19 protein-coding genes, 1 tRNA gene and 2 pseudogenes are annotated in these 24,576 nt (G+C 62.5%); 7 read left to right on the forward strand and 15 right to left on the reverse strand.

Annotated features, from left to right (window positions below):
* Positions 1 to 28 precede the first annotated feature (28 nt).
* From mobF to ACAG21_RS05045, 3 genes are all read left to right on the forward strand, one after another.
* The gene (gene mobF / locus ACAG21_RS05035) at positions 29 to 2,833 is read left to right on the forward strand and encodes a MobF family relaxase (protein ID WP_370494876.1); all 2,805 of its coding nucleotides are present in this window, start codon (positions 29 to 31) and stop codon (positions 2,831 to 2,833) included.
* Between the two features lie 334 nt (positions 2,834 to 3,167).
* Entirely contained in the window at positions 3,168 to 4,145 is a 978-nt protein-coding gene (locus ACAG21_RS05040) for a hypothetical protein (RefSeq protein WP_370494877.1), read from the forward strand.
* Positions 4,146 to 4,886: 741 nt separating this feature from the next.
* Positions 4,887 to 4,958, forward strand: a tRNA-OTHER gene (locus ACAG21_RS05045).
* Between the two features lie 32 nt (positions 4,959 to 4,990).
* On the opposite strand, the gene ACAG21_RS05050 is transcribed toward ACAG21_RS05045, so the two are convergent.
* The 5 genes from ACAG21_RS05050 to ACAG21_RS05070 form a co-directional block, all read right to left on the reverse strand.
* Positions 4,991 to 6,148 (reverse strand): site-specific integrase, encoded by a 1,158-nt coding sequence (locus ACAG21_RS05050; RefSeq protein ID WP_008263933.1) that lies wholly within the window; start codon positions 6,146 to 6,148, stop codon positions 4,991 to 4,993.
* On the reverse strand, positions 6,149 to 6,382 hold the full coding sequence (locus ACAG21_RS05055) for an AlpA family transcriptional regulator (protein WP_008263943.1): 234 nt from the start codon (positions 6,380 to 6,382) through the stop codon (positions 6,149 to 6,151).
* Positions 6,383 to 6,392: 10 nt separating this feature from the next.
* Complete coding sequence (locus ACAG21_RS05060; RefSeq protein WP_020821580.1) at positions 6,393 to 7,739, reverse strand: hypothetical protein; 1,347 nt, start codon at positions 7,737 to 7,739, stop codon at positions 6,393 to 6,395.
* Positions 7,736 to 8,158: a hypothetical protein gene (locus tag ACAG21_RS05065; RefSeq protein WP_008263947.1), complete on the reverse strand. Its 423-nt coding sequence runs from the start codon at positions 8,156 to 8,158 to the stop codon at positions 7,736 to 7,738. Before ACAG21_RS05065 ends, ACAG21_RS05060 begins: the two co-directional genes overlap by 4 nt.
* Before the next feature lie 99 nt (positions 8,159 to 8,257).
* The gene (locus ACAG21_RS05070) at positions 8,258 to 9,052 is read right to left on the reverse strand and encodes a GntR family transcriptional regulator (protein WP_020821582.1); all 795 of its coding nucleotides are present in this window, start codon (positions 9,050 to 9,052) and stop codon (positions 8,258 to 8,260) included.
* Positions 9,053 to 9,131: 79 nt separating this feature from the next.
* Here ACAG21_RS05070 and ACAG21_RS05075 point away from each other — a divergent pair, with 79 nt between their 5' ends.
* Positions 9,132 to 9,563, forward strand: coding sequence for an NUDIX hydrolase (locus tag ACAG21_RS05075; protein WP_008263949.1), 432 nt, complete (start codon positions 9,132 to 9,134; stop codon positions 9,561 to 9,563).
* Between the two features lie 7 nt (positions 9,564 to 9,570).
* On the opposite strand, the gene ACAG21_RS05080 is transcribed toward ACAG21_RS05075, so the two are convergent.
* Positions 9,571 to 11,139, reverse strand: coding sequence for a hypothetical protein (locus tag ACAG21_RS05080; RefSeq protein WP_224097130.1), 1,569 nt, complete (start codon positions 11,137 to 11,139; stop codon positions 9,571 to 9,573).
* A gap of 264 nt (positions 11,140 to 11,403) precedes the next feature.
* Between ACAG21_RS05080 and ACAG21_RS05085 the strand changes: the two genes are divergently transcribed.
* Positions 11,404 to 11,850, forward strand: a complete 447-nt coding sequence (locus ACAG21_RS05085) for a DUF6188 family protein (protein WP_014710938.1) — start codon at positions 11,404 to 11,406, stop codon at positions 11,848 to 11,850.
* A gap of 28 nt (positions 11,851 to 11,878) precedes the next feature.
* Here the strand turns inward: ACAG21_RS05085 and ACAG21_RS05090 are convergent, their stop codons facing one another.
* Together ACAG21_RS05090 and ACAG21_RS05095 are read right to left on the reverse strand one after the other, a co-directional pair.
* The gene (locus ACAG21_RS05090) at positions 11,879 to 12,775 is read right to left on the reverse strand and encodes an alpha/beta fold hydrolase (RefSeq protein ID WP_014710939.1); all 897 of its coding nucleotides are present in this window, start codon (positions 12,773 to 12,775) and stop codon (positions 11,879 to 11,881) included.
* Positions 12,772 to 15,858: an RND family transporter gene (locus ACAG21_RS05095; protein WP_024636820.1), complete on the reverse strand. Its 3,087-nt coding sequence runs from the start codon at positions 15,856 to 15,858 to the stop codon at positions 12,772 to 12,774. The genes ACAG21_RS05090 and ACAG21_RS05095 overlap by 4 nt, the downstream gene beginning before the upstream one ends.
* Positions 15,859 to 16,654: 796 nt before the next feature.
* On the opposite strand from ACAG21_RS05095, the gene ACAG21_RS05100 reads away from it, so the two are divergent.
* Positions 16,655 to 17,290, forward strand: coding sequence for a TetR/AcrR family transcriptional regulator (locus ACAG21_RS05100; RefSeq protein ID WP_014710941.1), 636 nt, complete (start codon positions 16,655 to 16,657; stop codon positions 17,288 to 17,290).
* Between the two features lie 58 nt (positions 17,291 to 17,348).
* On the opposite strand, the gene ACAG21_RS05105 is transcribed toward ACAG21_RS05100, so the two are convergent.
* Positions 17,349 to 18,542, reverse strand: a complete 1,194-nt coding sequence (locus ACAG21_RS05105) for a cytochrome P450 (protein WP_014710942.1) — start codon at positions 18,540 to 18,542, stop codon at positions 17,349 to 17,351.
* An 83-nt stretch (positions 18,543 to 18,625) separates the two neighbouring features.
* Between ACAG21_RS05105 and ACAG21_RS05110 the strand changes: the two genes are divergently transcribed.
* The gene (locus ACAG21_RS05110; protein ID WP_014710943.1) at positions 18,626 to 19,207 is read left to right on the forward strand and encodes a TetR/AcrR family transcriptional regulator; all 582 of its coding nucleotides are present in this window, start codon (positions 18,626 to 18,628) and stop codon (positions 19,205 to 19,207) included.
* A gap of 57 nt (positions 19,208 to 19,264) precedes the next feature.
* On the opposite strand, the gene ACAG21_RS05115 is transcribed toward ACAG21_RS05110, so the two are convergent.
* The 6 genes and pseudogenes from ACAG21_RS05115 to ACAG21_RS05140 all read right to left on the reverse strand — a co-directional run bounded on the left by ACAG21_RS05115 (position 19,265) and on the right by ACAG21_RS05140 (position 24,475).
* Positions 19,265 to 19,576, reverse strand: coding sequence for a hypothetical protein (locus tag ACAG21_RS05115; protein ID WP_131806047.1), 312 nt, complete (start codon positions 19,574 to 19,576; stop codon positions 19,265 to 19,267).
* Between the two features lie 59 nt (positions 19,577 to 19,635).
* On the reverse strand, positions 19,636 to 21,138 hold the full coding sequence (locus ACAG21_RS05120; RefSeq protein WP_068028321.1) for a hypothetical protein: 1,503 nt from the start codon (positions 21,136 to 21,138) through the stop codon (positions 19,636 to 19,638).
* A gap of 349 nt (positions 21,139 to 21,487) precedes the next feature.
* Positions 21,488 to 21,766 carry a zinc-binding dehydrogenase gene (locus tag ACAG21_RS05125; RefSeq protein ID WP_370494879.1) on the reverse strand — a complete coding sequence of 93 codons (279 nt, stop codon included), beginning with the start codon at positions 21,764 to 21,766 and terminating at the stop codon, positions 21,488 to 21,490.
* 409 nt (positions 21,767 to 22,175) lie between these two features.
* Positions 22,176 to 22,430: pseudogene (locus tag ACAG21_RS05130) on the reverse strand (alcohol dehydrogenase catalytic domain-containing protein); the annotation flags it as partial.
* Between the two features lie 34 nt (positions 22,431 to 22,464).
* Entirely contained in the window at positions 22,465 to 23,313 is an 849-nt protein-coding gene (locus tag ACAG21_RS05135) for an SDR family NAD(P)-dependent oxidoreductase (protein ID WP_370494880.1), read from the reverse strand.
* Positions 23,310 to 24,475, reverse strand: a pseudogene (locus ACAG21_RS05140) (cytochrome P450). The gene ACAG21_RS05135 and the pseudogene ACAG21_RS05140 overlap by 4 nt, the downstream one beginning before the upstream one ends.
* Positions 24,476 to 24,576 lie beyond the last annotated feature (101 nt).

Here is a 24,576-nt window from a genome sequence, read left to right on the forward strand (position 1 = left end):
AATCCCCGGTTTGTGAGTGGGCCCGCTGGTGTTGACTATCTCGAAACTCAAGCAGTGGTCGATCAACTACTACATCGACACCGCCGCAACGGCTTCGCGCGCAAGCGCTGATTTGCAGCGGGCGAATGGTGGGCTGGGGGAGTACTACTCCGAACACGAGACTCGCACTCCGGTGTGGGTGTGTGCTGGCGATGGGCACATCGCCGCGCGCCTGGTCGGTTTGAGCGATGCACAGCGGGCGGGTGGGGAAGCGGATTCGGCGGTGGTGGCGCGCTGGCTCGATGACGGCGTCGCGCCCAGCGGTGCGCGGGGGCGTGGGTTCGGGACTCGCGGTGTGCATGGGTTTGATTTGACGTTTGCCGCGCCCAAGAGTGTGTCGTTGGTGCGTGCGCTGAAGGGTAATGATGTCGCGCAGAAGGCGTTCGCGGCCGCACATTCGGCTGCGCTGGGTGAGGCGATGGAGTATTTGGCCGCGCACGCCGGCTACACCCGCGTCCACAACCCGGTGACGGGGGAGAAGGATCTGGTGCGGTTACCGGGGTTGGTCGCGGTGGCCTATCAGCATGAGACGTCGCGGTGCGGGGATCCGCATCTGCACACCCATGTGATCGTGCCGAACCGGCAAGCCCGCGCCGACGGCCGACTGGTGTCGTTGGATGGGACGTCGCTGTATCACGAGGCCCGAGCGGCCGGGGTGATCTATCAGGCCACGCTGCGCCGGGAACTGTTCCAGTCTCTTGGGATTCTGTGGGCGCCGGTCGATCCCGCCACCGGCATGGCCGAAATCGCTGGGATTAGTCGCGACACGATAACTGCGTGGTCGCGGCGCTCGTCACAGCTGCGGGAATGGGCCGCCCACAACCTGGTGTCGGAGGACGGTTCGCTCAGCGGGGCGCAGCTCGCGGCGGCGCAGAAAGCCACGCGTCCGGCCAAGCCGGAGGAGTTGGCGTGGAGTCAGTTGCAGCAGCAGTGGCGCGACGACGCGCGCGGTCTCGGGCTGGACCGCGCCGCGGTACAGGAGGCGCGGGCGGCGCGCCGCGCTGCCGCGCCTGCCGCGTTGAACCACGCACAGCTTGCCGCGGCGGCGGAGAAAATCGACAAGGCGGTGTTCACCCGGGCGGATCTGGTCGAGATCGTCGCCGCACAACTTCCCGTCGACGGGGAGCAGTCACCGCGAGCGGCGGTGGAGGCCGCGGTCGACGGTTTCGGGATGCGGCTGACCCCGCCGCGCGCGGCGCACCAGCGCGAGGGTCATGAGCGGTTCACGCTGGCGCGCATCCTGGCCGAAGAAGCCGCAGTCCTCGATCTGGTCGACGCGCAGAACCCGCGCGCCATGCTGTGGGTGCAAGACGACGACACCGCCGGCCTATCGCTCGATCAGAAGACCGCAGTGGAGAACATTGGCCGCTCGCCTTGGCTCGTTCAGCCGTTGAGCGCCCCGGCTGGCGCGGGCAAGACCACCTCCCTGCGTGCGCTCGTCAATGCGACGCATCACCGATTCGGCGCGAGAGTTCTCGTTCTGGCGCCGACCGGTCAGGCCGTCGATGTCGCGATCCGCGAAGGAGCCGGCGACGAGGGCATGACCATCTCCAAAGCACTGCACTCGCTGCGCAACAACACCTTGCAGCTCGAACACCCGACGCTGGTGGTGGTCGATGAAGCGGGCATGGTCGGCACCGACGACCTGCGCCAGCTCCTGACCGCCACCTCCCAGGCGAGTGTCAAGGCAGTCCTGGTCGGTGACCCCCATCAGCTGGCCCCGGTCAAAGCCCGCGGCGGCATGTTCGCCCAACTCTGCACAGACCTGCCGTGGACGCAGCACCTGTCGGAGGTGTGGCGGATGACGGATCGAGATGAGCGTGAAGCATCGTTGGCGTTGCGGGACGGTGAACCGAAAGATGTTCGCCGTGCGGTAGATTGGTACCGCAGACACGATCGGCTGCACTGTGGGGATGCGATCACCATGGCAAGCGATGCCCTCGCCGCTTACGCCGCCGACAACGCGCGGGGCCGTGATGTGTTATTGGTGTGCGACACCACTGAGATGGTCGATGCCCTGAATGTGCGCATCCACAACGATCGCGTCGACCACGACGCGGCCACCGTTACGGTGGCTCGAGGACAGCGGGTGGCGGTCGGCGATGTGATCATCAGCCGACGCAACGACCCCAACATCTCCTTCCACCACTCCAGTCCGAATGCGGAATCGCTGCCGTCGGTGCGTAACGGAAGCCGGTGGCGAGTCGCAGGTATCGACACGACGCGCAATCTCCTTGGTGCCGAGCGCCTAGATGACGGCGCCCGTGTTCTCTTCCGCCAGGACTATTTCTGCGAGCACGTCAGCCTCGGCTACGCCGTCACCGTACATTCCGCGCAAGGCGTCACCGCCGATGCCAGCATCGCCGTTTTACGCGAGGATTCTTGCCGCAATTTGCTTTACGTGGCCATGACCCGCGGACGCTACGCCAACCACGCCCACATCTACGAACGGAGCACCGAGGCAGGCGAATTCGGCCACAAAGAACCCTTCACAACGCACATTGCCCAACGGGGTGACAACTATGAAGCCGCCATCCTTATTGACGCCATCCTCGCCAACGATGAAGCACCCTCGACCGCCCACGACTACGCCGCGCAAAGTACCGACGATGCATTACCCGCTCGCGTGCGCGACATCCTCCACCGGCGTGGGAGAGCTGCCCAACACCGCAATGAGCGGTACCAAGCTTGGAAGACCGCCATGCATGAACACGACCGCAACGCCACCGAAGCCCAAGAGCGGCATATCGACAGAAACCAACAGCGCAGCACCGACTACGGACTCGAAGTGTAATCAGGCATCAGAGCCCCGCGCAGCGCCCCGAAAAGGATTTGCTCGCTACTCAGGTAACTCCACTTCAGCGGCTAGAGAGCTCCGGACCGGATCGCCGGGACAGGGCGCCCGGCTACCAATCGAGCATCTGACCGGGGGCTAAGCGGCTGGTGACCTCAGCTCCGCGTGGTCCGCGCCGGTCAGGCCGCGCGGTCAATCTCTTCCGCCGCACCAACTTTGATCACTCTGGAGCTTTGATCACTCTGGGCGCCAGCAATGCCCCGAAAACTACTCCACGGCTCACCCCGGGCACCTAGAATCGGCTGTCGAGGGGGAGGGGCTGAAGCGCGCCAATATGAACGTTCTCAAGAAGCCTTTCGAGGGGGCCCGCCTTCCAACCTGGGTCCGCGAGGCGCCCGAGTACTACGCCCTTGTGGCTTTTGCGTTGAGCCCTCTGGCCGGCCTGTGGATTTTCGAGTCTCACGGTTGGGCCAAGTTGGGTTGGGCGGCGGCGGCGGTGGGCGCGTTCGTGGTCGGCTGGGGGCTTTTGTGGGCACGGAGCATCGGAACGCGCTCCAAAGGCGCGTGGATGGCCAAAGCCAAAGCCGAGCATCAAGCCGAAATTGACCGGTTGGTAACCGGTCATAACGAGACCGTCCAGACACTCGTGCAAGGTCAGAACGAGACAGTAGAGAATCTGGTGCGTAGCCGCGCTGAAGCTATAGAACGCCTTCAGCGCGATAATCAGGAGACGGTCGAGAAGCTAGTACGTGAGCATCGGGAAGCGTTGGAAACAATCCTCCACGAAGACCTTTACACGGTGCTGATCGTGGTTGCAGAGGCGCTCAGCCACCCCGACCCGCAAGTGCGCAAAACGAAGGCCATCCTTGCGCGGAAGACGGTGGTGTGCGCGGCCGCGAAGATGGTGGGCAAAGCTACGGCGAAGACGCGGGCGAACTTGTTTGTACTGGCCCCAGACAAGAAGTCCATGTCGCTCGAAGACGACATGTGGTTTGGGCGCCACGAACGATCTGTACGGGTCTTCTCTGAGGGAAGTGACATCTTCCAGAAGACGATGAACAACCAGGTCAAGTTCCTGAACAAGGTTTCCGACGAAATTATTGCTGCCGAGCATCTCGTCTACCGGACGTATCTAACGCACCCGGTGCTGATCGGCGTAAATAATATCTACGGGGTGTTGACGGTCGATTCGCTGCACGAAGGTGACCTGGATCCTGTAGTCGACGTGCCGATTGCTGCGGTATTGTCTGCTCTCATTGCATTGACTTATGCCGCGGAACGCCCTCAAGGTCCCACGAAATTTGAGGTGTAGGTTGTACGTTGTAGGGGTAAAGGCCCAGGTAGGGCGTGAAAGGATGACGGATCCGATGGATGAGGATGTTCGAGACGCACTCGACACCGAACGCGTCAGGCTGTTGCAGACTGACCCGGAAAAGTTCTTCACTGCTAACCGGCGGCAGCCATTTGGATTTGCGCTGCCCCCGCAAACCTCTGACGTAGCAAACTCCGACCAGGGCGAGTAAGCAAACAATCGCAACGAGCCCGCGTGCCGCCAGGCACGCGGGCTCGTTGCGATTCCAACGCAACACAGATGGCTCCGACTGACTCAATTCCAGGCGACCCTGATGCCGTCTCGGTCGAGATACTGCCGTCGAACTGGCGTTATGGCCGTGGCAGCGGATCGCGGACAGACGATCCGCTGCCACGGCGAGGCCCACGAAGGCCTTTTGGCAAAGGGCCTCGACGGCCAATCTTGGTCGTCACTGTGCAGAGCGCTTCCGGGTGCTGGGCGAATCATGGCCGGACCGCGTTCCAAACCAGAAATCGATCTTGGGAAACGTCGTCCTTATGTGCGCTTCCAGTTCGGTCTCATCCGTCTTGCGGATCTACCGCTCGATCCTGGCATGCAGGTGGGTCATCACCAGCTTGAATCATCGCCCGGCCTCAGCAGTGCATATGCCGCAGTCGATAGGGCCAAAATAGGGCCAAACCTTCCGGCCGGGTGTTCCAACCCGTCCAACACGGCCGGTACCGGGCATCCTGACCAGCGCAGAGATAAATCCCCCGGCTTTAAAACCGCCTGAAAAGCGGAAGGTCGGCGGTTCGATCCCGCCCCTGGCCACCAGTCTTGAGCTGCACGGACGCGGTGATGGCACTCTATGGATGGTTCGGTGTGTCCGGTTCCTGTCCGTTCGCCCGGTTTTTGGCGACGTCCTGAAGCCGGTCGAGATTCGTGGCTACGTGGTCGAGTTCGTCTGAATAGAGGTCGCTGTAGATGTTCGCGGTGACGGTCGGCGTCGAGTGCCCCATCGTCTTCTGGACGTAGCGGAGGTCGGCGCCGGAGGCCCGGGCCAGGCTGGCGTAGGTGTGGCGCAGGTCGTGAATCGTCAGCGGCACCAGTCCGGTTTTCTTTAGGGCTTCGTTCCAGTCGGTATGCCGGCGCCAGTTGTTTGATCTGAGGAACCCGCCATTTGGCGAGGTGATTGCATGTTCTGTGGGCGCGCGATTATCGATCCTTGGTTTGAGCGCGTCGATGACGATTTGGGGGAGTGGGACGGTTCGGGCGGCGGCGCGAGTTTTTGGCGGCCCGACGATGATCCGGCCTTCCACTTCTGGCGCGGCCTGGCGGACATAGAGCCGACGCGCAGTTAGGTCGATGTCGCCGACCCGCAGGCCGACGAGTTCGGACCAGCGCAGGCCGGTGAAGGCGAGGATGATCACCACGTCGCCGTGGTCGCCGCATGCGGCTGCCAGGGCGGCGACTTCGGTGGCGGTCAGATAGCGGTGGCGTTCTCGGGTGGGTATCCGCCCGGATGACACCCCGTCAGCCGGGTTGCTGTGGATTCGACCGTCCTCGCGCGCCATGTCGAGAATCGACCGCAGCAGCCGCAGCGTGGCGAGTTTGGCCCAGGGACCGACGGTCATGGAATCGATGAATTGCTGTATATCCTTTCGGCTGATTTCATCAACCGGGACGTGGCCGAAACGCGGACTGATGCGTAGTTCCCAATGCTGGGTGTAGCCGCTCCAGGTCTTGGGCGACACTGCGGGGCGTTTCAACGCGCTGTATTGCGTCCAGACAGCGGCGAGTTTGGCCCGGCCAAGTCGGGGGTCGAAGCGTCTGGCGCCGATCGCCGCTTCGCCATCCCGGTCGGCCTTGAATGCCCGCGCTTCTCGCAAGGTGGCGAACGTCGACGACGTCTCAGCCCATCCCGACGGGGAGTCTGAATCACGCACCAGGTAGCGCACTTGATAGCGCGGCAGACCGGCCGAATTGATCCGCTTTCGGATACCGCGCGGGACCGATCCGGCCACTTAGCGACGCACCTTACGAAGCCATGCGCGGACTTCAGCTGCGTCCCAACGTCTTACGCGATCAGATAGCGTGTAGCAGGGCGGTCCCACGTCTGCGCCGTGTTCGCGCAATGCGCCCCATCGACTCACCGTCGCAGCGGACACGCCAAGCAGCTCGGCCACCTGCTCCGCTGTTAGAAGCTCTGGAAAGGTCGCTGTCGCGGTGGCGCTGGTTTTGATGCCGAGGGTTGTCATGCCGATGTCCTCAGTTCTCTGCTGAACCAGCGCGACTTGAGCTTGTAGGCCCGTATTCTTGTGCGACAGAACGGATTAGCGAATCGGGCCAGAAGTCGGCGCGTACTCGCATCGTTGACCCGTCTTCGGCGATGACGTATCCGGTACCAGGCTCATTTGGGTTGATCCGATGCGCGGGGGCGGCGTCGGCGAGGCCGTCACCCAAGACCATGGCGACTTCGTCGCGTGAGCGCAGCCGCAGTGCGACGGTTTGGGTGAACAACCCGCGCATGGGCAGAATCTCCTTGCGAGGGTCCTGCATGAATGCGGCGACCACGATGCCTACAGCCCTACCCTTTGTCAGGATGCGTGAGAGTGAGCCCGCAACTTGCTTCCTCAGTGCCGCGTCCGTCATGTATGCGGTCAAGCCCGCGAATTCATCGATGAGCAGCACGACGAGCGGTTCGGCGGTGCTCGGTGTGTGCGAACGCGCTCGGCCGGCCATCCTGCGACCGCGGCTGTCTAGTAGCTCCTCCAAGTTGGTCAGCAGTCTCGCGGCGTTGGCCTCGGTCGTCGCAATGCCGCTGAATAGTGCAGACCCGACTGACACTTCGATCCCGTACTTGAGATCCACGGCGAACAGCCGCACGGTTCCCGCCTTGATGGCTGGGCCTAATCCGCCTGCAATGCCCCAAAAAACGGAGCCCTTGCCCGCACCCGAGCACCCAACAGTGAGGGTGTGCAGGCCGGCGACGCGCAGAGTCCATGCCGACCCATTCTCACGCCGGCCGACCTCGACGCCCGTCGGCTCGACGCTGGTTGGGAATGCAGCGGTCTCTGCCTCTGAAAGGCATTGTTTCATAACGAATTCCACGCGAACCGTGCCGGGGCCGATCAGTGTCGAGCGGGCGGAATGCGCCCCGACAGCGTCACGAATTGCGGGGACCGCGTTTTCGAGGTCGTCCACCGTCTGGCCGGTCCGTGTTCGGACTGTCATCCGTAGGCAGTCGCCGAACATGCTCACCCCGAGAAGGCGAGGATGAGTCCAAACTGTCCTCGTCCTGCTCTTGCCCTGTGCGTCCGTGCGTGTGACGTGCTCGGGAGTCGACAACCCGCAGGCCTTGGCAACCCGTGGCCAGGAGATCGATGCCCAGATCAGCCATCGGGCCCGACATGCTGGTGTTGCAACATAACGCCCAAATGTGGCGGGGGAACGCACTCTCCAAACGACGAGCGAAACGGCGACCACGCCGATCACCGCAATGAGCCACATGGCGCCGACCGCCAGCAGGTGCGTGAGGTCAAAGAAGTCGATGCCGGCGTCGGGATCTGGAATCGAATACGGATCGCTAGGTACTACGGGGTCGTACGGACTCATGCTGACACCCGGTCTCCCGCTGAGGACCCCGCCTTGCCGGTGTCCGCAGTCATACCCGAGGCCCGAAACGACCACGCGATGCGGCCGGATTCGCTCGAACGGTCTACGTACGGCAATATGTATAGTTCCTCGAAAATCACTGGTGTGAAGGGCATTCCGGCAGTGTTCGGTGGGCACACAGGCTGCTTGGGCGTTGCGAACTTGACGGTGAGAGTGCGCGCTCGCTTACTAGCTGTCGGGTCGCCGTCGAGGACTTCGACCTGCCACAACGGAGCGCCTGATTCTCGATCAGTCGCCTGGACCTTGTTGTCCTTCGTCGACCGCTCGTAATCGATCACCGCCGTCACGTCGGACACCACAAACGCTTTGCGTGGGAAAACCTGCTGGTGTGACACCTTGAGCCATTTCGGCACAGACATTTGTCGACCTTTCATGAGAACTGCTCTAGACAAGTTGAGGTTACATAGTCGTCTAGAGGAGTGCAACGGTCGACGCCCAGTTGATCGAAGACTTTGGGCTCAGCGGGCCGGGAACTCGTATTCGAGCAGGTAGGCGGAAGCAACTTTCACCGTGTCGCAGACCTCAACCGCCACGTCATTCGCGTCATATGCGGTTCGCAGCACTGTCAATACGGGAACGCCTGGTTCGAGTTCCAGTTGCCGCCGTTCTTCGGGAGTGGGCATTCGGGCTGCGACCTCCTCGGTGAAGTGACCGAGTACGTGGCCATTCTCTTCCAGTCGGGCGTAGATGCCCCCGGGCCCAGTGTCCACCTGCTCGATCCTCGTGCCTTCGGCGAAAGCAGCCGGGATGAAGGAGACCGCCGTTTCAACCGGTCGGCCATTCGCCAGGTAGCGGCGCGATCGCACGACGATGTCATCGTCCGGTGATAATCGAAGTCGTTCCGCTACAAACGAATTCGGCTTCTCGCGGCTCACCGCAATATTGTCGACTTGCGGCGAGTAACCCGATTTCTCGGCCTCGACGGTAAACGCCGCCTTGCCTGCCGCGCGATGCTGTCGCGCGAATCGATCCGACGCGAGCCGGCGGATGGGGGGCGTCGGGCGAATAAACACCCCGCGGCCATGCTGCGAGACGACCAGTCCCTCGGAACGAAGCTCCTGCACAGCTTGTCTTACCGTCATGCGTGCCACACCGAAATGCTCGATAAGTTCCGTCTCAGACGGCAGTCGTTCCCCGGGAGCTAGCCGGTTGGAACGGATCGCTTCTCGCAACATGCCCGCGATCTGCCGATATGGCGGCTTGTCATCGGCTCTGTCGATTTGTCCAAGTTGCAGCACCCGCTGGCCTTCCATCACATGTCTAGACGACTAGTCTAGGAAGCCAGTCAACCCGTGTCTCTTCTGCCGGCATCGAACAAGGAGGACCCCAGAAATGGCAACCTCGCCTAAGCACTCGGTCAGTGTCGCCGGCATCGTAGTGCGTGACGATGATCGCGTTCTCGTGATCAGGCGGGACGACAACGGCCACTGGGAAGCCCCTGGTGGTGTACTCGAACTAGGCGAATCTTTTGAGGACGGTGTTCGGCGCGAAGTCCTTGAGGAAACCGGATTGACGGTGAAGGTAGAACGTCTCACCGGCGTTTACAAGAACCTGACCCATGGGATTGTCGCTCTGGTCTACCGCTGCCATCCGGCCGATGGGGACACTCACCCCACTGCGGAAGCCCGCGAGGTTCGTTGGATGACAAGGGAGGAAGTTCAGTCAGCGATGAATCCTGCATTCGCGGTGCGTGTACTGGACGCGTTCGACGAAGAAACTCATTCGCGGGTCCATGACGGCGTCAACCTCGTGTCGGGCTGCTAGGGGTCCACTACACGCTGTCCGGATGTAATCCGAACAGTGCTTGATAGAACACTGCTCGCTTTGGGGGCGCTGGCTCGACCTCGCCCGGACGAGCCTGCACGCATCCCAGGAACGCACTAGACGACGGCGCATTCGCCGGTTTGTTCCGGACGATAAGTTTCGTGAACGCTTCGATGTACTCGAGCGCCGCTCGGATGAGGGTGAAACCGGTTGTCGCAAGGTCGGCCACCATTGACGAACCGGTAAAGGGCGAAACAGGTTCGGTCTGCCACACTCCCAGCGCGTCGTAGTGGTGCTGAGTCATCTCATTGTCGGCACCGAGGGCTAACTCGGGAATCACACTGAGATTCAGCGCCACGTTCATCGTGTTGCCGTAGCTGCGGCCAGGGTGGGTGTCGACGGCAAGAACGCCATCGTGGATGTGATTCCTCAACTGCTTGCAGAGCCACGCATACACCCGCAGGCGCGTCACGTCACCCAAAAGTGACTGGTCGTACTGCGTTCGCACTTCCTTGTCGATGAAGGTCCGCGAGTCGAGTGATCCCCGAGCCTTTTTCCGATCAACTGACGGGTCGACCATCGCTTGGTAAGCACGCCCGAAAATATCGAAAACTGCTGCAAGATAGAGTAATTCACGGTCAAAAGCTTCAGCGGTAGCCTCGGCAACATCTTCGTTCCGCTTCCCGTCCAGCGGGTTCGACAGCGCGGCCAGCAGATCGTCGAACGCGCGCGCTGCACGTCTCAGGCGGATGCGAACCGACGTGAATGCCTCTGCGGCCTCAGGTCCACCTTTAGCGGCAGCCGCAAACATTGAAGCGGCATCGAAGTATGGCAATCCGCTGACCGTGCCCCAGTCGTAAAGATTGACGATGGTCGCAGTCGACTCCGTCGTCTCCCAGCTTCCGCCACCCACCAACATGCCGCGCTCGACCGTCACAACCGGATTGCTAGTCACCCGCAAGTAGTGACCGATGAGTGGTACAGCCGCGTCGGGTGTCACGCTGACGACCACATCGTTGTCGGCGACATCTGTTCGTCCCGCAGTGGGGGCGGTGGTGACGATGGCATCGATGCCAACAGCCCCGGCGGCGGCAGCATAGGCAGCTGCACGATGTCGCTGATCGAGCGTCAACGGGGGGAGGCCGTCCGGCGCATCGTGCTCATCGAGCTGCTGGTACGCGGCGAAGAACCGAGCCTTGGACCAGGCACGGTAGCTCTCGCCACGAGCGGTGCTGACGGAGAACTCGGCCGCGTCGCAGAACTTGCCTGCGTCAGCTACGTTCGTGAAATTGACGGTGTGGCAAGGCGGTTCATCGAGCAACTCGGTCCACCCGCTCGGAGCTTCCGTTGCCGCCGGGATCAATAGGTGCACCTCGATCTCGTCGCGCGTCAGGAACCCGGTGATGTAGCCCTCCTCCGGCGGCTCCGCGATGGTCCCGACATCAATGCCCAGCCGCACCGGGCGCGTTGCCGGCCTCAATGGGTACAGAGGCTCCAACTTCGAGTCTCTCGTCGGCGGCCGAACGTAGCGCATGAAGCGCCAGTTCGGCCGGCCGGATGGGATGGTGATCGCCATATTGGGATGGTCGCACTTGGGGATGACAACTCAGATCGGTCCGTAGTGTTCGCATTCCGACGACTGCATGCATACGGCAGGTCAACCGACCGCAGCCACACCAGAGCCGCACGGCAGGGGAGGCGCGCGAGCGCATTGATCGAGGTTTGCAGCGCATTCTTGATGCATGGAACGCCCGCGATAGCGCATAGGAATACTAATAGTATCGTTGCGCTACTATCGGTAGCATAGATGGGACTCACCGACGCGTCGAAGGGGGCGGTTATGCACACGCAATGGATTGAGCAATGCACCGTTCAGCGAGTCTCGCTGCACGAAGGGCTCATACTCGACCTCGACGGTTACAACGAATTGGTGATTTCCCGACCGCTGCGACTGACCCTCCCGCCGGCAGGAGCCTGGCCGTCGGATGAAGTGTTGATCGACCCCATCAACCTTTCGCCCGAGGAGCGGCCACTGTTGGACCTTGCCGGAGCGATCTGCACGCGCGCCTGGTGCGACGACGACGGGGCCTTACATCTCTGTTTCTCCCCCGGCCACCGCATCGACGTCGACCCGGATGTAGCGGCGACCTCGTGGGAACTCTATGGCAAGTGTCACGGATACGTGGCGTGTCTGCCGCGAGGTCGCGTCCGAGCGATTCGGCACGACCTTCCTGTCGACGAGAATGACTCAGACGCAACACAACCCAAAGCCATGGCACATCAGTAGCCCGGGTGGCTGAAGACTCGCTGGATGCTTATGTCAGGGTCCTCATGGCGCGGTCGAGGAAGTCGGTAACCGCGGCGGTGAACGCGTCGTTGTTGTCGCCGGCAACCATGTGACCGGTGCCGGTGACGTCCGTCGTTTCGGCGTGCCTGACGAGCTGGCGGAATTCGCTGACGGTTTCCTGGGAGACTACGTCTGAAAGTGCCCCGCGTACCAACAGCGTTGGGGCCGTGATTCGACGTGCTCCTTCGGCGAGGAATCCGCTGATGGCGTCGAACTCCTCGCTGCCCGTCATGAGATTGCCTTGGAGGACATCGAAGTTGGAGCTGATGAAGGCCGGGTCCCAGCGCCAGATCCATCGGCCATCGCTACGTTGGCGCAGAACCTTGTGCAGGCCGTCGAGATTTTCGGGTCGCGCGCGGCGTGGGTTGTATTCGGCGATGACATCGGCGGCATCATTGAGCGTGCCGAATCCGTCGGGGTGTCCGGCCATGAATGACAGGATGCGACGGGCCCCATGAAATTCCATTCGCGGGGTGATGTCGACCAGGACAACGGCTGCCCAGAGGTCGGGTGGGGCCAGCAGATGGGTAGCGAGGATGATCAGCCCACCCAGCGACGCGCCGACGACGGCGGGGGGACTGTCGGCGCTGACGTGTCCTCGTACCGAGATCAGATCGGACACAAACCGTTCGATGTCATATTGTCCGCTCGGGTCCCAGTCGCTGTCGCCGTGACCTCGTGTGTCGTAGGCGACGACGGTGTAGCCGTGGGAATAGAGTCGACGGGCGGTGGTGGCCCACGCGTGACGGTTCTGGCCGCCGCCATGGAGCAGCAACACGACGGGGTGAGTCGCGGCGTGCCGGTAGCAATCGGCCACGAGAGTGATCCCGTCGCTGGTGCGGATGCGCTCTCGGCCAATTGTCATGTGGTCCGGTGTGGTCGGCCGTTGTGAGTCGAGGATTTCCGTTGCGGCCACCAGCTGGCCTCGCGCAGGAGCGTAGCGATCGCGGGCACCGTGAGGGTGCGAACGACGAAGGTGTCGAGTAGTAGGCCGCAGCCGACGATGAATCCGACTTGGATCATGATTCCGACAGAGCCGACCATCAGGCCGAACATACTCGCGGCGAAGATGAGCCCGGCTGAGGTGATGACTGAACCGGTGTTTGCGACCGTGCGTAGCACGCCGACGCGAATGTTGTGAGCGGATTCTTCGCGTAACCGCGAGATCAGCAGCATGTTGTAGTCGGCGCCGACGGCGACCAGGATGATGAACGCCACAAGCGGTACGGGCCAGGCGATTTCCTTACCCAGGCCGTATTGGAAGACGAGCGTCCCAATGCCCAGTGCCGCGCCATAGTTGAGTACGACCGTACCGAGGAGGTAGAGCGGGGCCAGCAAGGCACGCAGGAGAAGGACAAGGATCACTCCGACGATGACGAGCGTGGCGATCGCCAGCAGATGAAAGTCGGCCGACAGCAGGCGCTGAATATCGGAGTTGACGGCGGGGAAACCGGCCATCGATATCGTGGCGTTGGCCAGGGAGGTGTTCGGGCGTGCGGCCCCGGCAACTTCGGTGATTTTCTGAGCGAGATCCATCGCTTGGCTGCTGTAGGGGTTGTAGCTCGATTCGATCGCGAAGCGGGCGGTCTTGCCATCGGCCGACATAAAATGTTTTGCCACATCGGCGAACTGGCGATTCTCGAAGGTGTTGGCGGGCAGGTAAAAGCCGCTGGCGTTGTCCGAACCGGCGCTGGACCGCGCGGAATTTTGTAATTGGGTGGCGACCTGACTCATGCCGGACAACATTTCGATGTTGCTGTCGGCAAGGGTGTGCACGCCGGTGGCCAGGGCTTGTGCACCCGACGCGAGCTGGCTGATGCCGTTTTGGAGGCGGCGGATATTGCCGGCCATGTCGGCGGGATCGCCGAGTGCTCCGAAAGCCTTGTTCAGCGAGGTGACCGTGCTCTGCAGATCTGCTACGGTGCCCGCCGCATTGTCGCTGCCCGGCTGGTACATGTCGCCCAGGTTGGCGAGCTGGCTGAAAAAGCCGCCATCGCGCAAGGTCACCAGAATCTGCACCTGATCGCGGATCTGGGCACACTCGGGTGTGGTGGCACACCACGGGGAGGTGTTGAGCGCACCAACCAGCGGATCGATCGTGGCGATCGCGTTTTGGGCTTGTTGAGCTTCTTGACGCAGTCCCGGCCCGGTTCGGATCGCTTGATCGATGGTTGGTGTGGTAGCCGAAAGTTGCTGCAGCAGAGGGCGAAAGTGTTGAAATTGCGATCCGCTGGACTGGGCTTGGGTAAGGACCGCGGTCAGCGGTGTCAATGCCGTGCGCAGGGTGGTGTCAAGTTGCGCCAGGCCGCCGGCGAGTTGGTCGGCGCCACTGGTGAGTTTGGCCAGGTCGTCCTTATGGGCGTCTCCCTTGGCGACCGCGCCGGCCATCTTGTTGCCGATCTGGCCGTTTTGCCACGAGAGCTGTGCCTGATCGAGGCGTGCACCGGTGGGCCGAGTGACACCGGAAACCTTGGTGACGCCCGGCAATTGCGACACTCGAGACGCCATTTCATCTAGGTCGGCTAGGCCTTTACTGGTGCGCATATCTGTGGGTGATTCGACGACCATGAACTGTGTGATGACGATATCTTTGCGGAAATGCCTATCCAGCAAGCGATAGCCCTCATTGCTGGTGGTCGTCGCCGGCTGTCCTTGCCGATCGTCGTAGCTGATGTGCATAGTCAGCGCGACAGCCGCGAGGCCTAATACAAGTGCCAGGCTGGCGGCCAGCAGTGGGGCGGGTCGGCGGACCACGGCCACGGCGATCCAGTTCCAGTATCGGCGCGTGCGGTCAGCTTTGGGTTCGCCAATGCCATGTTTCGCGGCAAGCGCCAATACCGGAGGAAACAACGTTACTGTAGCTGCGACTCCGACAAAGACAGCGATCGCGCACGCCGGGCCTAATGCGCTAAATACGCTCAGCTTCGCAAAGACCAAGGATAGAAACGCAAACGCCACAGTCGCGGCGGAAGCCATGATCACCCGCCCGATGGTGGCGGTTGCGTTAATCACAGCCAGGTCAGCCGAAATCATCTGGCGGCGCTGCTCGTGATACCGGCTGATCAGAAACACGGAATAATCGGTGCCGGCACCCAACAAGATGGCAGTCATGAACGCAATCGTGAATTGCGACACCGGCATTCCTGATTCGCCCAGCGCCGAGAGCACCCCGCGCCCGACCGCCAGGCTCACACCGATCACGAGCAATGGCAGCAACGCGGTAACTAGTGACCGATAGATGACCAGCAAAATCACCGCGATCAGACCGGCTGTCACGATGGAGATGCCAATCAAATCCTGCTCAGCCGAATCGATTAGATCGCTGAATGTCGCGGGAGGTCCGGTTACACGAACGATCGTGGACGTACCGCTAAACGACTCGGCGACAATAGCGCGCACCGCCCGAACGGATTCCGCCGCTCTAGGATCGCCGAGCGTGCCAGCTACCCCGACCGGCACATACCACGCCTTGCCATCCTGGCTCATCGCCTGACCCGCAGTAACGGGGTCGGCTAACAGATCCTGAACCAGTCGCACGTGCTGGGAGTCGGCACGCAACCGCGAAACCATCGTTTTGTAGCGCTGACGCACCGGCGCAGTCAGGCCCGTCGGGTCCTCGAATGCAACAAAGACGGTGGTCTTGGACCCCTGCTCGCCGAATGCCGTGCCCATCCGGTCAACCGTCTGCAGCGATGGAGCATCAGGGGGGACCAGATTCACCGACTGCTGTTTCACAACGGTTTCCAGCTGGGGGAACAGCATCGCCAGGACGCCGGCGGTCACCACCCACGCCCCGATGACCAGCACCTTATGTCGGATGCTGAACCCCGCCAGGCGAGCTAGTCGATCACTGTATGCGCCCTCGCCCGCCGCGACCTTGCGAAGTTGCTCCCGAACTGGGCGACTCAGCGTCGCCACCCCCGAGGAAACCCACCCGTTGTCCGCCATCCCCCACCTCCGTTATCCCAAAAGAAACTAACGGTGTCGGAACAGTACCGCTAGTACCCTTTCGCTTCGTCGCCGAAACCGCGACAGGCGTGCACCCGTCGACCGCTACCGCACTACTCACCTGGATTGGCCCGAGAGCACCCCGCAGGCGACGGACCAGCATTTCGCGCCTGGCGCGACGTGCCCCTCGGCGCGCAGGTTGATTGACCGTGACGACGCACCGTCGCCGAAATTCTGAAAGGTTCATGAACGCCGCAGACGAAAAGCCAGCCGGGAAGTTAGCCTGGTGGGATCGTCGTGCACGTGGTTGTACATTTCCCGGTTCATCAAATTGTCGTCCAGGTATGAGCAGTAGCGAGGCGGGTAATGCCGAGGACGAACGCGGTCTTGGTCCGGCGGCGTTCGGTGGATGTCACTGGTAATGGTGCGGCCGCTGAGCCTGAAACCGCGAGCCGCACTCATCCACACTTGGGTCCTGGTTAGCGCAAGCAGCGCATTCATCGCAGAACGCCATCCTCGGCGTGTGCGAGTCCCTGCCGCACAAGTTGGGAGGGTTCGTGGGATGGCCTCATGAACCGACATGCCAGCCGTGCATTGGTGGCCTTTTGGACCACGGGTTGTTCGAGCCGTTGCCTGATCACGAATCCCCCTACTACGCACAAACCCCTACGAATAACTGTACTATTGGTAGCGCTATGCTACCAACAGTAGCGTTAGTTGGGTAGTGGCTGGATCAATCGCCAATGCAGATGCGATTCGGTGCGGGCCAGGTATGCGTAGGGTTTACGGTGACCATATGGAGCGCGACGGTTTTGACATGCCGGTCGACGACGATGTCGATCCGCGCCTGGTGCGCTCCCGGACCCGGCTATTAGATGCAGCCACCAAACTCCTCAGCGCCGGCGGGATTGAAGCCGTCACCATAGACGCGGTCACCAAGGCCTCTAAAGTTGCGCGCACGACCCTCTATCGCCACTTCAGCAGCTCCACTCAACTACTGGCCGCCACATTTGAACGGCTGCTGCCGCAGGTTCACCTTCCGCCGGCGACGGGATCGTTGCGCGACCAACTCATCGAACTGTTGAGCCGACAGGCCACGCTGTTCCAGGAGGCGCCGCTGCACGTCACCACACTGGCTTGGGTCGCGCTTGGCCCAACATCAAACAGCACTCAGGAGACCTACGATCGGCACGCGCTGCGGACCCGGATCATCGAGCAGTATCGCCAGCCGTTCGATCTACTTTTGCAAAGCCCCGAAGCCTGCGCCGACCTCGATGAATTCGACCCCGAGCTGATCCTGTGCCAACTCGTGGGGCCGGTCGCCTTCGCGCGCCTCACCGGGCTGCGTGCCATCGATCGTCAAGACTGTGAGCGCATCGTCGATGACTTCCTCGCCGCGCACCGCCGCAAGGTCGACGAGCCCGCATCGTAGTGATCCCGCTCCGCGGGAATGGCGCCGCCCCAGCCGCTCTGCCTGACGCGCAGTTCGGCTAATTTGCCGACCACGAGATAGGCAAAGACATATAGCCCCGGATGAGGCCCGACCGCAGGCGCTGCGCGTTCTCTAGGTCGACTTCCCAGTTGGGCACTCGGGCCAGCAGGGCGCGCAACGCTATCCGGGCCTCCATCCGCGCTAATGACGCACCGAGACAGAAGTGGATACCTCGGCCGAACGCCACTTGATGTTCGGGTTTGCGCCCGATATCGAACACGTCGGGATCAGCAAACACTCGTTCGTCACGGTTAGCCGAGCCGAACAACAGCAGCACTGAATCACCGACGGACATCGTGACGCCATGCAGCGTGACGTCGCGGGTCAGAGTTCGTGAAAGTCCTTGCACCGGTGAGTCATACCGGAGGAGCTCCTCAACTGCGGGACCAAGCAAGTTGTCATCGGCGACTAGTCGTCGGCGAATGTCGGGATCGCTCGCAAGCACTACTGCGGCGTTGCTGAGCAGGTTCGAGGTGGTCTCATGGCCTGCGATGAGCAGCAACAGGCAAAAGCCAAGGAGGTCCTCGTCAGTAAGACGCTTTCCGTCGATCTCGGCGGACACCAAGGCCGACATCAAGTCGCCGCGCGGTTCGCGTCGACGCTCGGCGAGGAAGTCGGTGAAGTAGGCATAGACGGCCGCAGCCGCGGCCAGCCCCTCGCCCATCTCACCGCGCGCCGGATTGGACTGGACCATCGTGGTTGACCACTGCCGAAACTGTGCGCGGTCCTCGCGAGGAATGCCGAGCAAATCAGCGATCACCATGGCCGGCAGGACGGCGGCAAAGTCGGCGGCAAAGTCAACCGACCCTGCGCCCCGGTCAAGGCAATCTGATAAATCCTCCGCCAGGTCCTCAATCCCACTACTTAACGCCGCGATGCGCCGCGGGGTGAACGCCTTGCTTACCAACGCGCGCAGCTGATCGTGTCGCGGGGGATCCATCAAAATCATCATGGGCAAGAACGATGCGTGGAAATCTGAGCCCGGTGGAGTTGGAAATATGCCGTCCACGGATGAGTAGGTGTGATGGTCAAGCAGCGCGCTGACGACATCTTCGTGGCGACTGAAAACCCACGTGTTGGAATCGGCTGCGCGATACAGCGGGGCTTTGTCGCGCAGCTGCCGGTAGATGGGGTAGAGATCGTCCTGAATCGTCGCATCGAACGGGTCGTAGCGAAGTTGCACCGTCGTCATCTGAGCTCCTACCGCTGTGAATCTAATTATACGGCTGTCTAATCCAGTAGTTTAGACTGTAAGTCCAACCGAGAGGAGCGTCAATGCGCGAGGTTCCGCGAAAAATTGCCGACCGCCTGCCGCCGGCGGCGGCACTTTTCGCAGACCGCGGGCTCAACGACACCAAGATCGAAGACGTCGCCGCCACCACCGGCATCGCCAAGGCCACCCTTTACTACTACTTCGCCGGCAAAGAGGAAATACTCGCCTTCCTCCTCGAAGACGTCCTACAGCAAGTCGCGCACGAGGTCGCCGCAGTCGTGGAGGCAGAAGGCTCCGCCGCTCAGCGCCTGCACGCAGTCATCAGTGCCCAGCTGCGCGTGATGGCACAGAGACCCGCCGTCTGCCGCGCTCTCATCGGGGAACTGGGCCGCGCCGCCCGCATGCCCGTCATCGCCGACATGATCAGCGCCGCATACTTCGCACCCGTCGAGACGTTACTTCGCGCTGGCGCCGGCGACGGCTCACTCGTGACCCTCGACAACCCAGCAGTTGCCGCGATCGCGCTATTCGGTGCCGTCACGACCAGCGCACTGACCTACCTAGTGCTTGACGATGCGCTCGACGAAGATCGAATTGCCAGAACAATTCACGACCTCGTTTTTGTCGGTTTACGACCGCGCTAGCCGTCCCCCGCACCGCGTGGACGGTAGTGCGCAGCTGAGCATGGCCCGCGACTCGGACTATCCGGAGCATCCAGGCGACGCGGGGTCGTCGGAGTGAGCTACAGACAGCGCGTGACGCAGCGGATGAAGTACGGCTGGCCCACCCGTATGCACCGCCAGCCGCAGCTGCTCAATGACTGTGTGCACCTGACGTCGCTCTTCAGTGTCGGAAAGTCCGAATTCATAAAGCTCCCAACGATATTTATGATCCTCCAGCCGCAGGAGTAGCTCGTTGATCACGTTGTCCAGGTCCATCTGCTCAGCGGCCAATTCCTGATGATTCCTCGGCCGCTCACCATCCGGCAGGCGCGGCGACAGTTCGATGGTCACGTGCTAAGCGTATGTAGCCGGTTGCTGCAATGCGACGGTCAGAGGTGAATTGCGTTAGATCACTTACGGCCCGCGAGTTGTTCGTCGCGCACCGCCTTCGCCCGATCCGCCGATAACGCTGCCGCGAGCTGGGATGCGAACGCTGGTCCGTCGTTCACAAGGGCGTAGCCACCCGCGAAGCCGCCTTGGCGGCAGAGAAGTCGCCTCCGACAGACGTTGCGGTGGCGTACTTTGCCAGTCTTGGAGTTTGTTCGTTGAACTGCGACGCGGGTCATTCGCGGAACGAGTGCGGTGGGGAAGCAGTGGGTGCAATCGCTATGAATGGCCTGTGAGCGAGACCACCGACGGATGATCCTTCGGGCCGTCAGGTATGCGTCCTGGGCGATCTCAACGACTGCGGTTGCTCGTTCCAACCCGTGGACCCCCCAAAAGCGACCCGGTCCGCGGCCCGGCCGCCGCCAGGCCTCCGGAACGATGTGCTGGTATTCCTTGTCGCCCAATCTATTCGGTGATGAGTGCTTCGTGAAGTAGATCGCCAAGCGTTTGGGGTCGCAAGCACGCAATCCGTTGAGGCTGTCGATAGCCGTACCGGCGCGCAAGTGGCGTGTGCGTTGTTCAGGGTCGGGATGGGCGACGACTTCCGCCCATTCCTGCGACAACCATTCGCTGAACCTACGGCCTGATCGACCGACGGTATACGGGGGAGCCATCCATAGGTGAATGTGTGGTGCGCCGCGGCGTTGAAATTCCATCTTCCAGATGTAGCGCGCTGGTTCACCCCATTCGCGCTGAAATCGTTTGCGCCACAGCATCATATGTCGCTTTACGCTGGCTCCATCGGGTGCGACCGATTCCCAGTCGCCGGGGTAGGTCAGCGTGACCATCGCGGGTACCCGTCCGCTTTCCACCATCGGCGTGTAGTCCAGCTCGGCGAAGGTGCGGCACATCGCCGCACGCGACTTGCGGGACCATTCGGTGATCGCACGGCCCGACGGGTCAGGCACATCACGACAGGCCTTTATGCGGTCTACCTCGCCCGCTACGTCCTGCATGTGCTGGCCCACGGTCCGCTCAGATGCCTTCTCCGCGCGAACGGGATTGGTCCAGCCGAGACGGACGACGCCCGGGCCGATCGTGATCCGGAATCGCCCGCACTCAGGTTCGACATCCAGCCGGTCCCGTCCATGCGCCCATGGTTCGGCCGGTTCGAACAGCGCCGCTGCCGAGGCCACCATGTTGGGCCTCGGGAACCGCAGCCCCAAGGCATCCGAGGCCGACAGTTCCGCATCAACAATGCCGTCGACGGTGTCGCGGACACTTTTGGCGCATATAACAAGCCCGTTGGTCCCAGCCGGAACACGGTCTACGCCGCTCCCGCCGTCCGACCGACCGCTACCGCTCTCGCGCCCTGCGGCCTTGCCGGCCTCGGGCACTCGCGGTCTACCGGCGTCCGCCGCTCCGTCCGTGTTCCGGCTGGCCGTTCGGGTTGTGTCCGGCCGAAGGGTGAGTCGCTCCGCAATCGAGCTCGTTGAATGCGCGCTCGACCTCGTGATGCCGGGCATCGGGTACCTGCTCCCCGGGAGCCCCCAGCGCGCATCACTGAGTGACGGGCGATGAAGGGTCCCTTGTCGGGAGTGCTGTCACCGTGTCCGGTCTGTGTCCGATCGCCGGACGAGCAGCCTGCGTCAGACGCGCTCAGCGCGGCGTATTTGACGTATGGGAGTCATTAAACCGCAGGCCAGCGGCCGTTCCATCCACCTGAAAAGCGGAAGGTCGCCGGTTCGATCCCGGCCCTGGCCACAACTGTCGAACATACTGGCCGGTCGAGTTCGGCCGCGAAGAACCCGAGCCCCCTTCAAAATCTCAGGTGCCCTACGCATTTCGGCGTTCTCTTGCCGAAGGTGCAATGGCTCACCCGGTTTCGGCGACCAGGCGTCCTCGGGTGTCACCAGTCTTGAGTCGTTCGATGGCTGTGGGGATGTCATCAAATCCGATGGTCTCGGTGTGGATGGACAGCTGGCCGGCGGCCATCAGCCCCAGAACGGCTTCCAGGTCGCCGGGGTGTCCACCCCGCGCGCCGCGCAGGGCCACTTCTTTGTAGACGAGTTCCGTGGTTGGGATGGTTGCTTCGTCGAGCCCGAGGCCCACCTGGATGACCCGTCCTTCTGGTCGGACCGCGCTGAATGGCACCAGCGGTGGTGGTCCCGAATCCGGCGAAGTCGACGATGACGTCCAGTTGCAGGGGCGCCAGGTCGCGAACGTCCTCGAAGATCTGGGTGACGCCGTTTTGCGTCGCCAGTTCCCAGACCTCGCGTTTGGGTTCGGCGGCGAAGACCTCAGCCCCGGCCACCACGGCGATGCGCGCCCCGGTGAGGCCTAATCCGCCCAGACCGACGATTCCCACGCGTTCCCCGGCTTGTAGCGCGCCGACTCCCATCACAGCGCCGTAGGCGGTTTGGCCCGCGTCAGTGGCGGTCGCTGCTTGGGCGAAGCTGATTCGATCGGGCAGTTTGATGATGCCCTTGGCCGAAGCCAGGCACTTGTCGGCGAAGCCGCCGTCGGCCGACCAGCCGGGTGCGCCGTGTTCGCTCAATTCGATGACGACGCGGTCGCCGACGGCCAGATCCTCGACGTCGGGGCCCAGCTCGGCGATGACGCCGGACACTTCATGGCCGGGGATGATCGGCAGCTTGGGGAGCAACGGGGTCAGAGTGCCGTCAAGGAATCCGACGTCGCTGTGGCACAACCCTGCGGCGCGGACGTCGACAACGACTTGGCCTGGTCCGGGCTGGGGGTCGTCACATTCCACGCGCTGCAACGGCTGGTTGGCTGCGATCAGGTGCCAGGCTTTCATAGGTACTTGCTCCTCGGTCAGTGGCGGCGGGGGATCAGCGAATTGGGCTGCGGTCGATGCCGGTGAGTTGGTCGCTGACGCGGCACAGCTGGGCGCCCAGCGCCGCGTCGCGAGCCAGCTTGGAGGGTTGCTTGACGCGATTTCGGTTGAAGTAGGCGCCGGTGACGTTGTCGAGCCGAGGTTCGACGGCGACGTGGGTGATGCGGGCGCCCCCTTGGGCGGGAGTCAGCATCGCGACTCGTTTGACCGCGGCGACCAGCGGGCGCGCCAAAGCGGGTGTGCTGTCCCAGATGTCGGTGGCCACCATGCCCGGGTGCAGAGCATTCGCGGTGACCCCCTTGCCGTCCAGCTCGGCGGCCAGGGCGCGCATGTAGAGGACGTTGGCCAGCTTGGATCGGTAGTAGGCCTTGAAGCCGTCGTAATGATGTTCGAAATGTAGGTCGTCGAAGTCGATGGACCCGTGAGAGTGCCCGGAAGAGGCGGTGATGACGATGCGGGCCGGGGCACTGTGGGTCAGCAACGATTTGAGACGTTCGGTCAGCAGATAACCCGCCAGGTGGTTCACGCCGAAGGTGGCCTCGTAGCCGTCGCGTGTCAGGGTGCGGTGCCCGAACAGCCCGCCGGCGTTGTTGATCAAGACGTCGAGTCGGTCGCAGCTGTCGAGGACGACTCGTGCCGCCGCATCGACCGCACGCAGTGATTGGAAGTCGGCGACAACGGTGTCGACGTGAACTGCGCCGGCGGCACGGACTCGTGCGGCCGCGGTGGCGAGCTTGGCTTCGCTGCGGGCAATCAGCACCAGGCGATGGCCCTGCGCACCGAGTTGCTCGGCACTGTGCAACCCGATACCAGCCGTCGCACCGGTGATCACGATCGTCTTCACGCGGGCGCGCCTGACCCGATCGAGCGTTTCGCCGGATAGGTATGGGCCGGAAGGGTGTCCCAGCCTCGACCCGTTGATGTGGTGGAGAACCGGGCGTTGGTCATGTCGACGTCCCATTCGGGGAATCGCCTGAGGATTTCCTCGAGCGCAATCCGGCCTTCCAGTCGCGCCAACGCCGACCCCAGGCAATAGTGCGCGCCGACGCCGAAGACCGCATGCTGATGCACCGGGCGGTGAATGTCGAACACGTCCCCGTTGGGCGGATGCTGACGATGGTCGCGGGTCGCGGCGGCCAGCAGCAACAGCATGATGCTCCCTTCGGGCACGGTCTGTCCGTGCAACCCGACCTCGCGGGTGACGTAGCGAGCGACATGCGGAGCCGGGGTCTCGAACCGCAGCAATTCCTCTATTGCCTGCGGGATCAGCTCCGGGCGTTCGACGAGTTCGCGACGTTGGTCGGGGTGGTCGGCGAGCACCTTGCCAATCCACCCGATCAGTCGCACGGTGGTCTCGTTACCCGCGCCGGCGACGACGTTGACGTAGTTGAGGATCTCTTCTCGCGTCAGGCGGCGCGTGGTGCCGGTTTCGTCGACAAACTCCGCGTTGAGCAACTCGTCATGATGTCGTCAGCGGGATGCTGGGCGCGCCAGTCCAGGTACTCGCCGAACATCTCGCCCAGCACCAGCCCCTCCGACGCAGCCCTGATCGGCTTACCGTCGTCGGTGCGCATCTGGGCGTTCGAGTGATCGCGAATCGCCTCCCGGTCGGCCTCGGGGATTCCGACCAGCATGCTGATGGTCTTCATCGGCATCTGCGCGCCGAGATCCTGGACGAAGTCGAAGCGTCCGGACCCGACCAGCGGATCGAGGCTCTCGGCGCAGAACTTCCGGATCTGTGGCTCCAGCGCCAGAACTTTGCGGGGCGTGAACATCCGCGACAACAGCTTGCGATGCACGTCGTGCAGCGGCGGATCCTCGAAGATCAAGACACCGGGCGGGATAGTGATGTCGGCCTTGATCAACTCGACGATCGCGGTTCGCGCGGAACTGTAGGTCTCGTGATCGACCAGTGCAGCGGCGACGTCGCTGAAGCGACTCAGTGCATAAAAGTCATGTTCGGCGTTGTAGTACAGCGGCGCCTCCTCACGCAGTCGCGCGAACATCGCATAAGGGTCGGTGTTCAGTGCCGCATCGTAGGGGTCGTAGTACGCCTGAGTCGGATTGCTGACAGTCAAGGGACCGTCCTTTCGTACGAGGTTGCTTA

The organism is Mycobacterium sp. pR1184 (genome assembly GCF_041287235.1).
In the GTDB taxonomy this organism is placed as follows: Bacteria; Actinomycetota; Actinomycetes; order Mycobacteriales; family Mycobacteriaceae; genus Mycobacterium.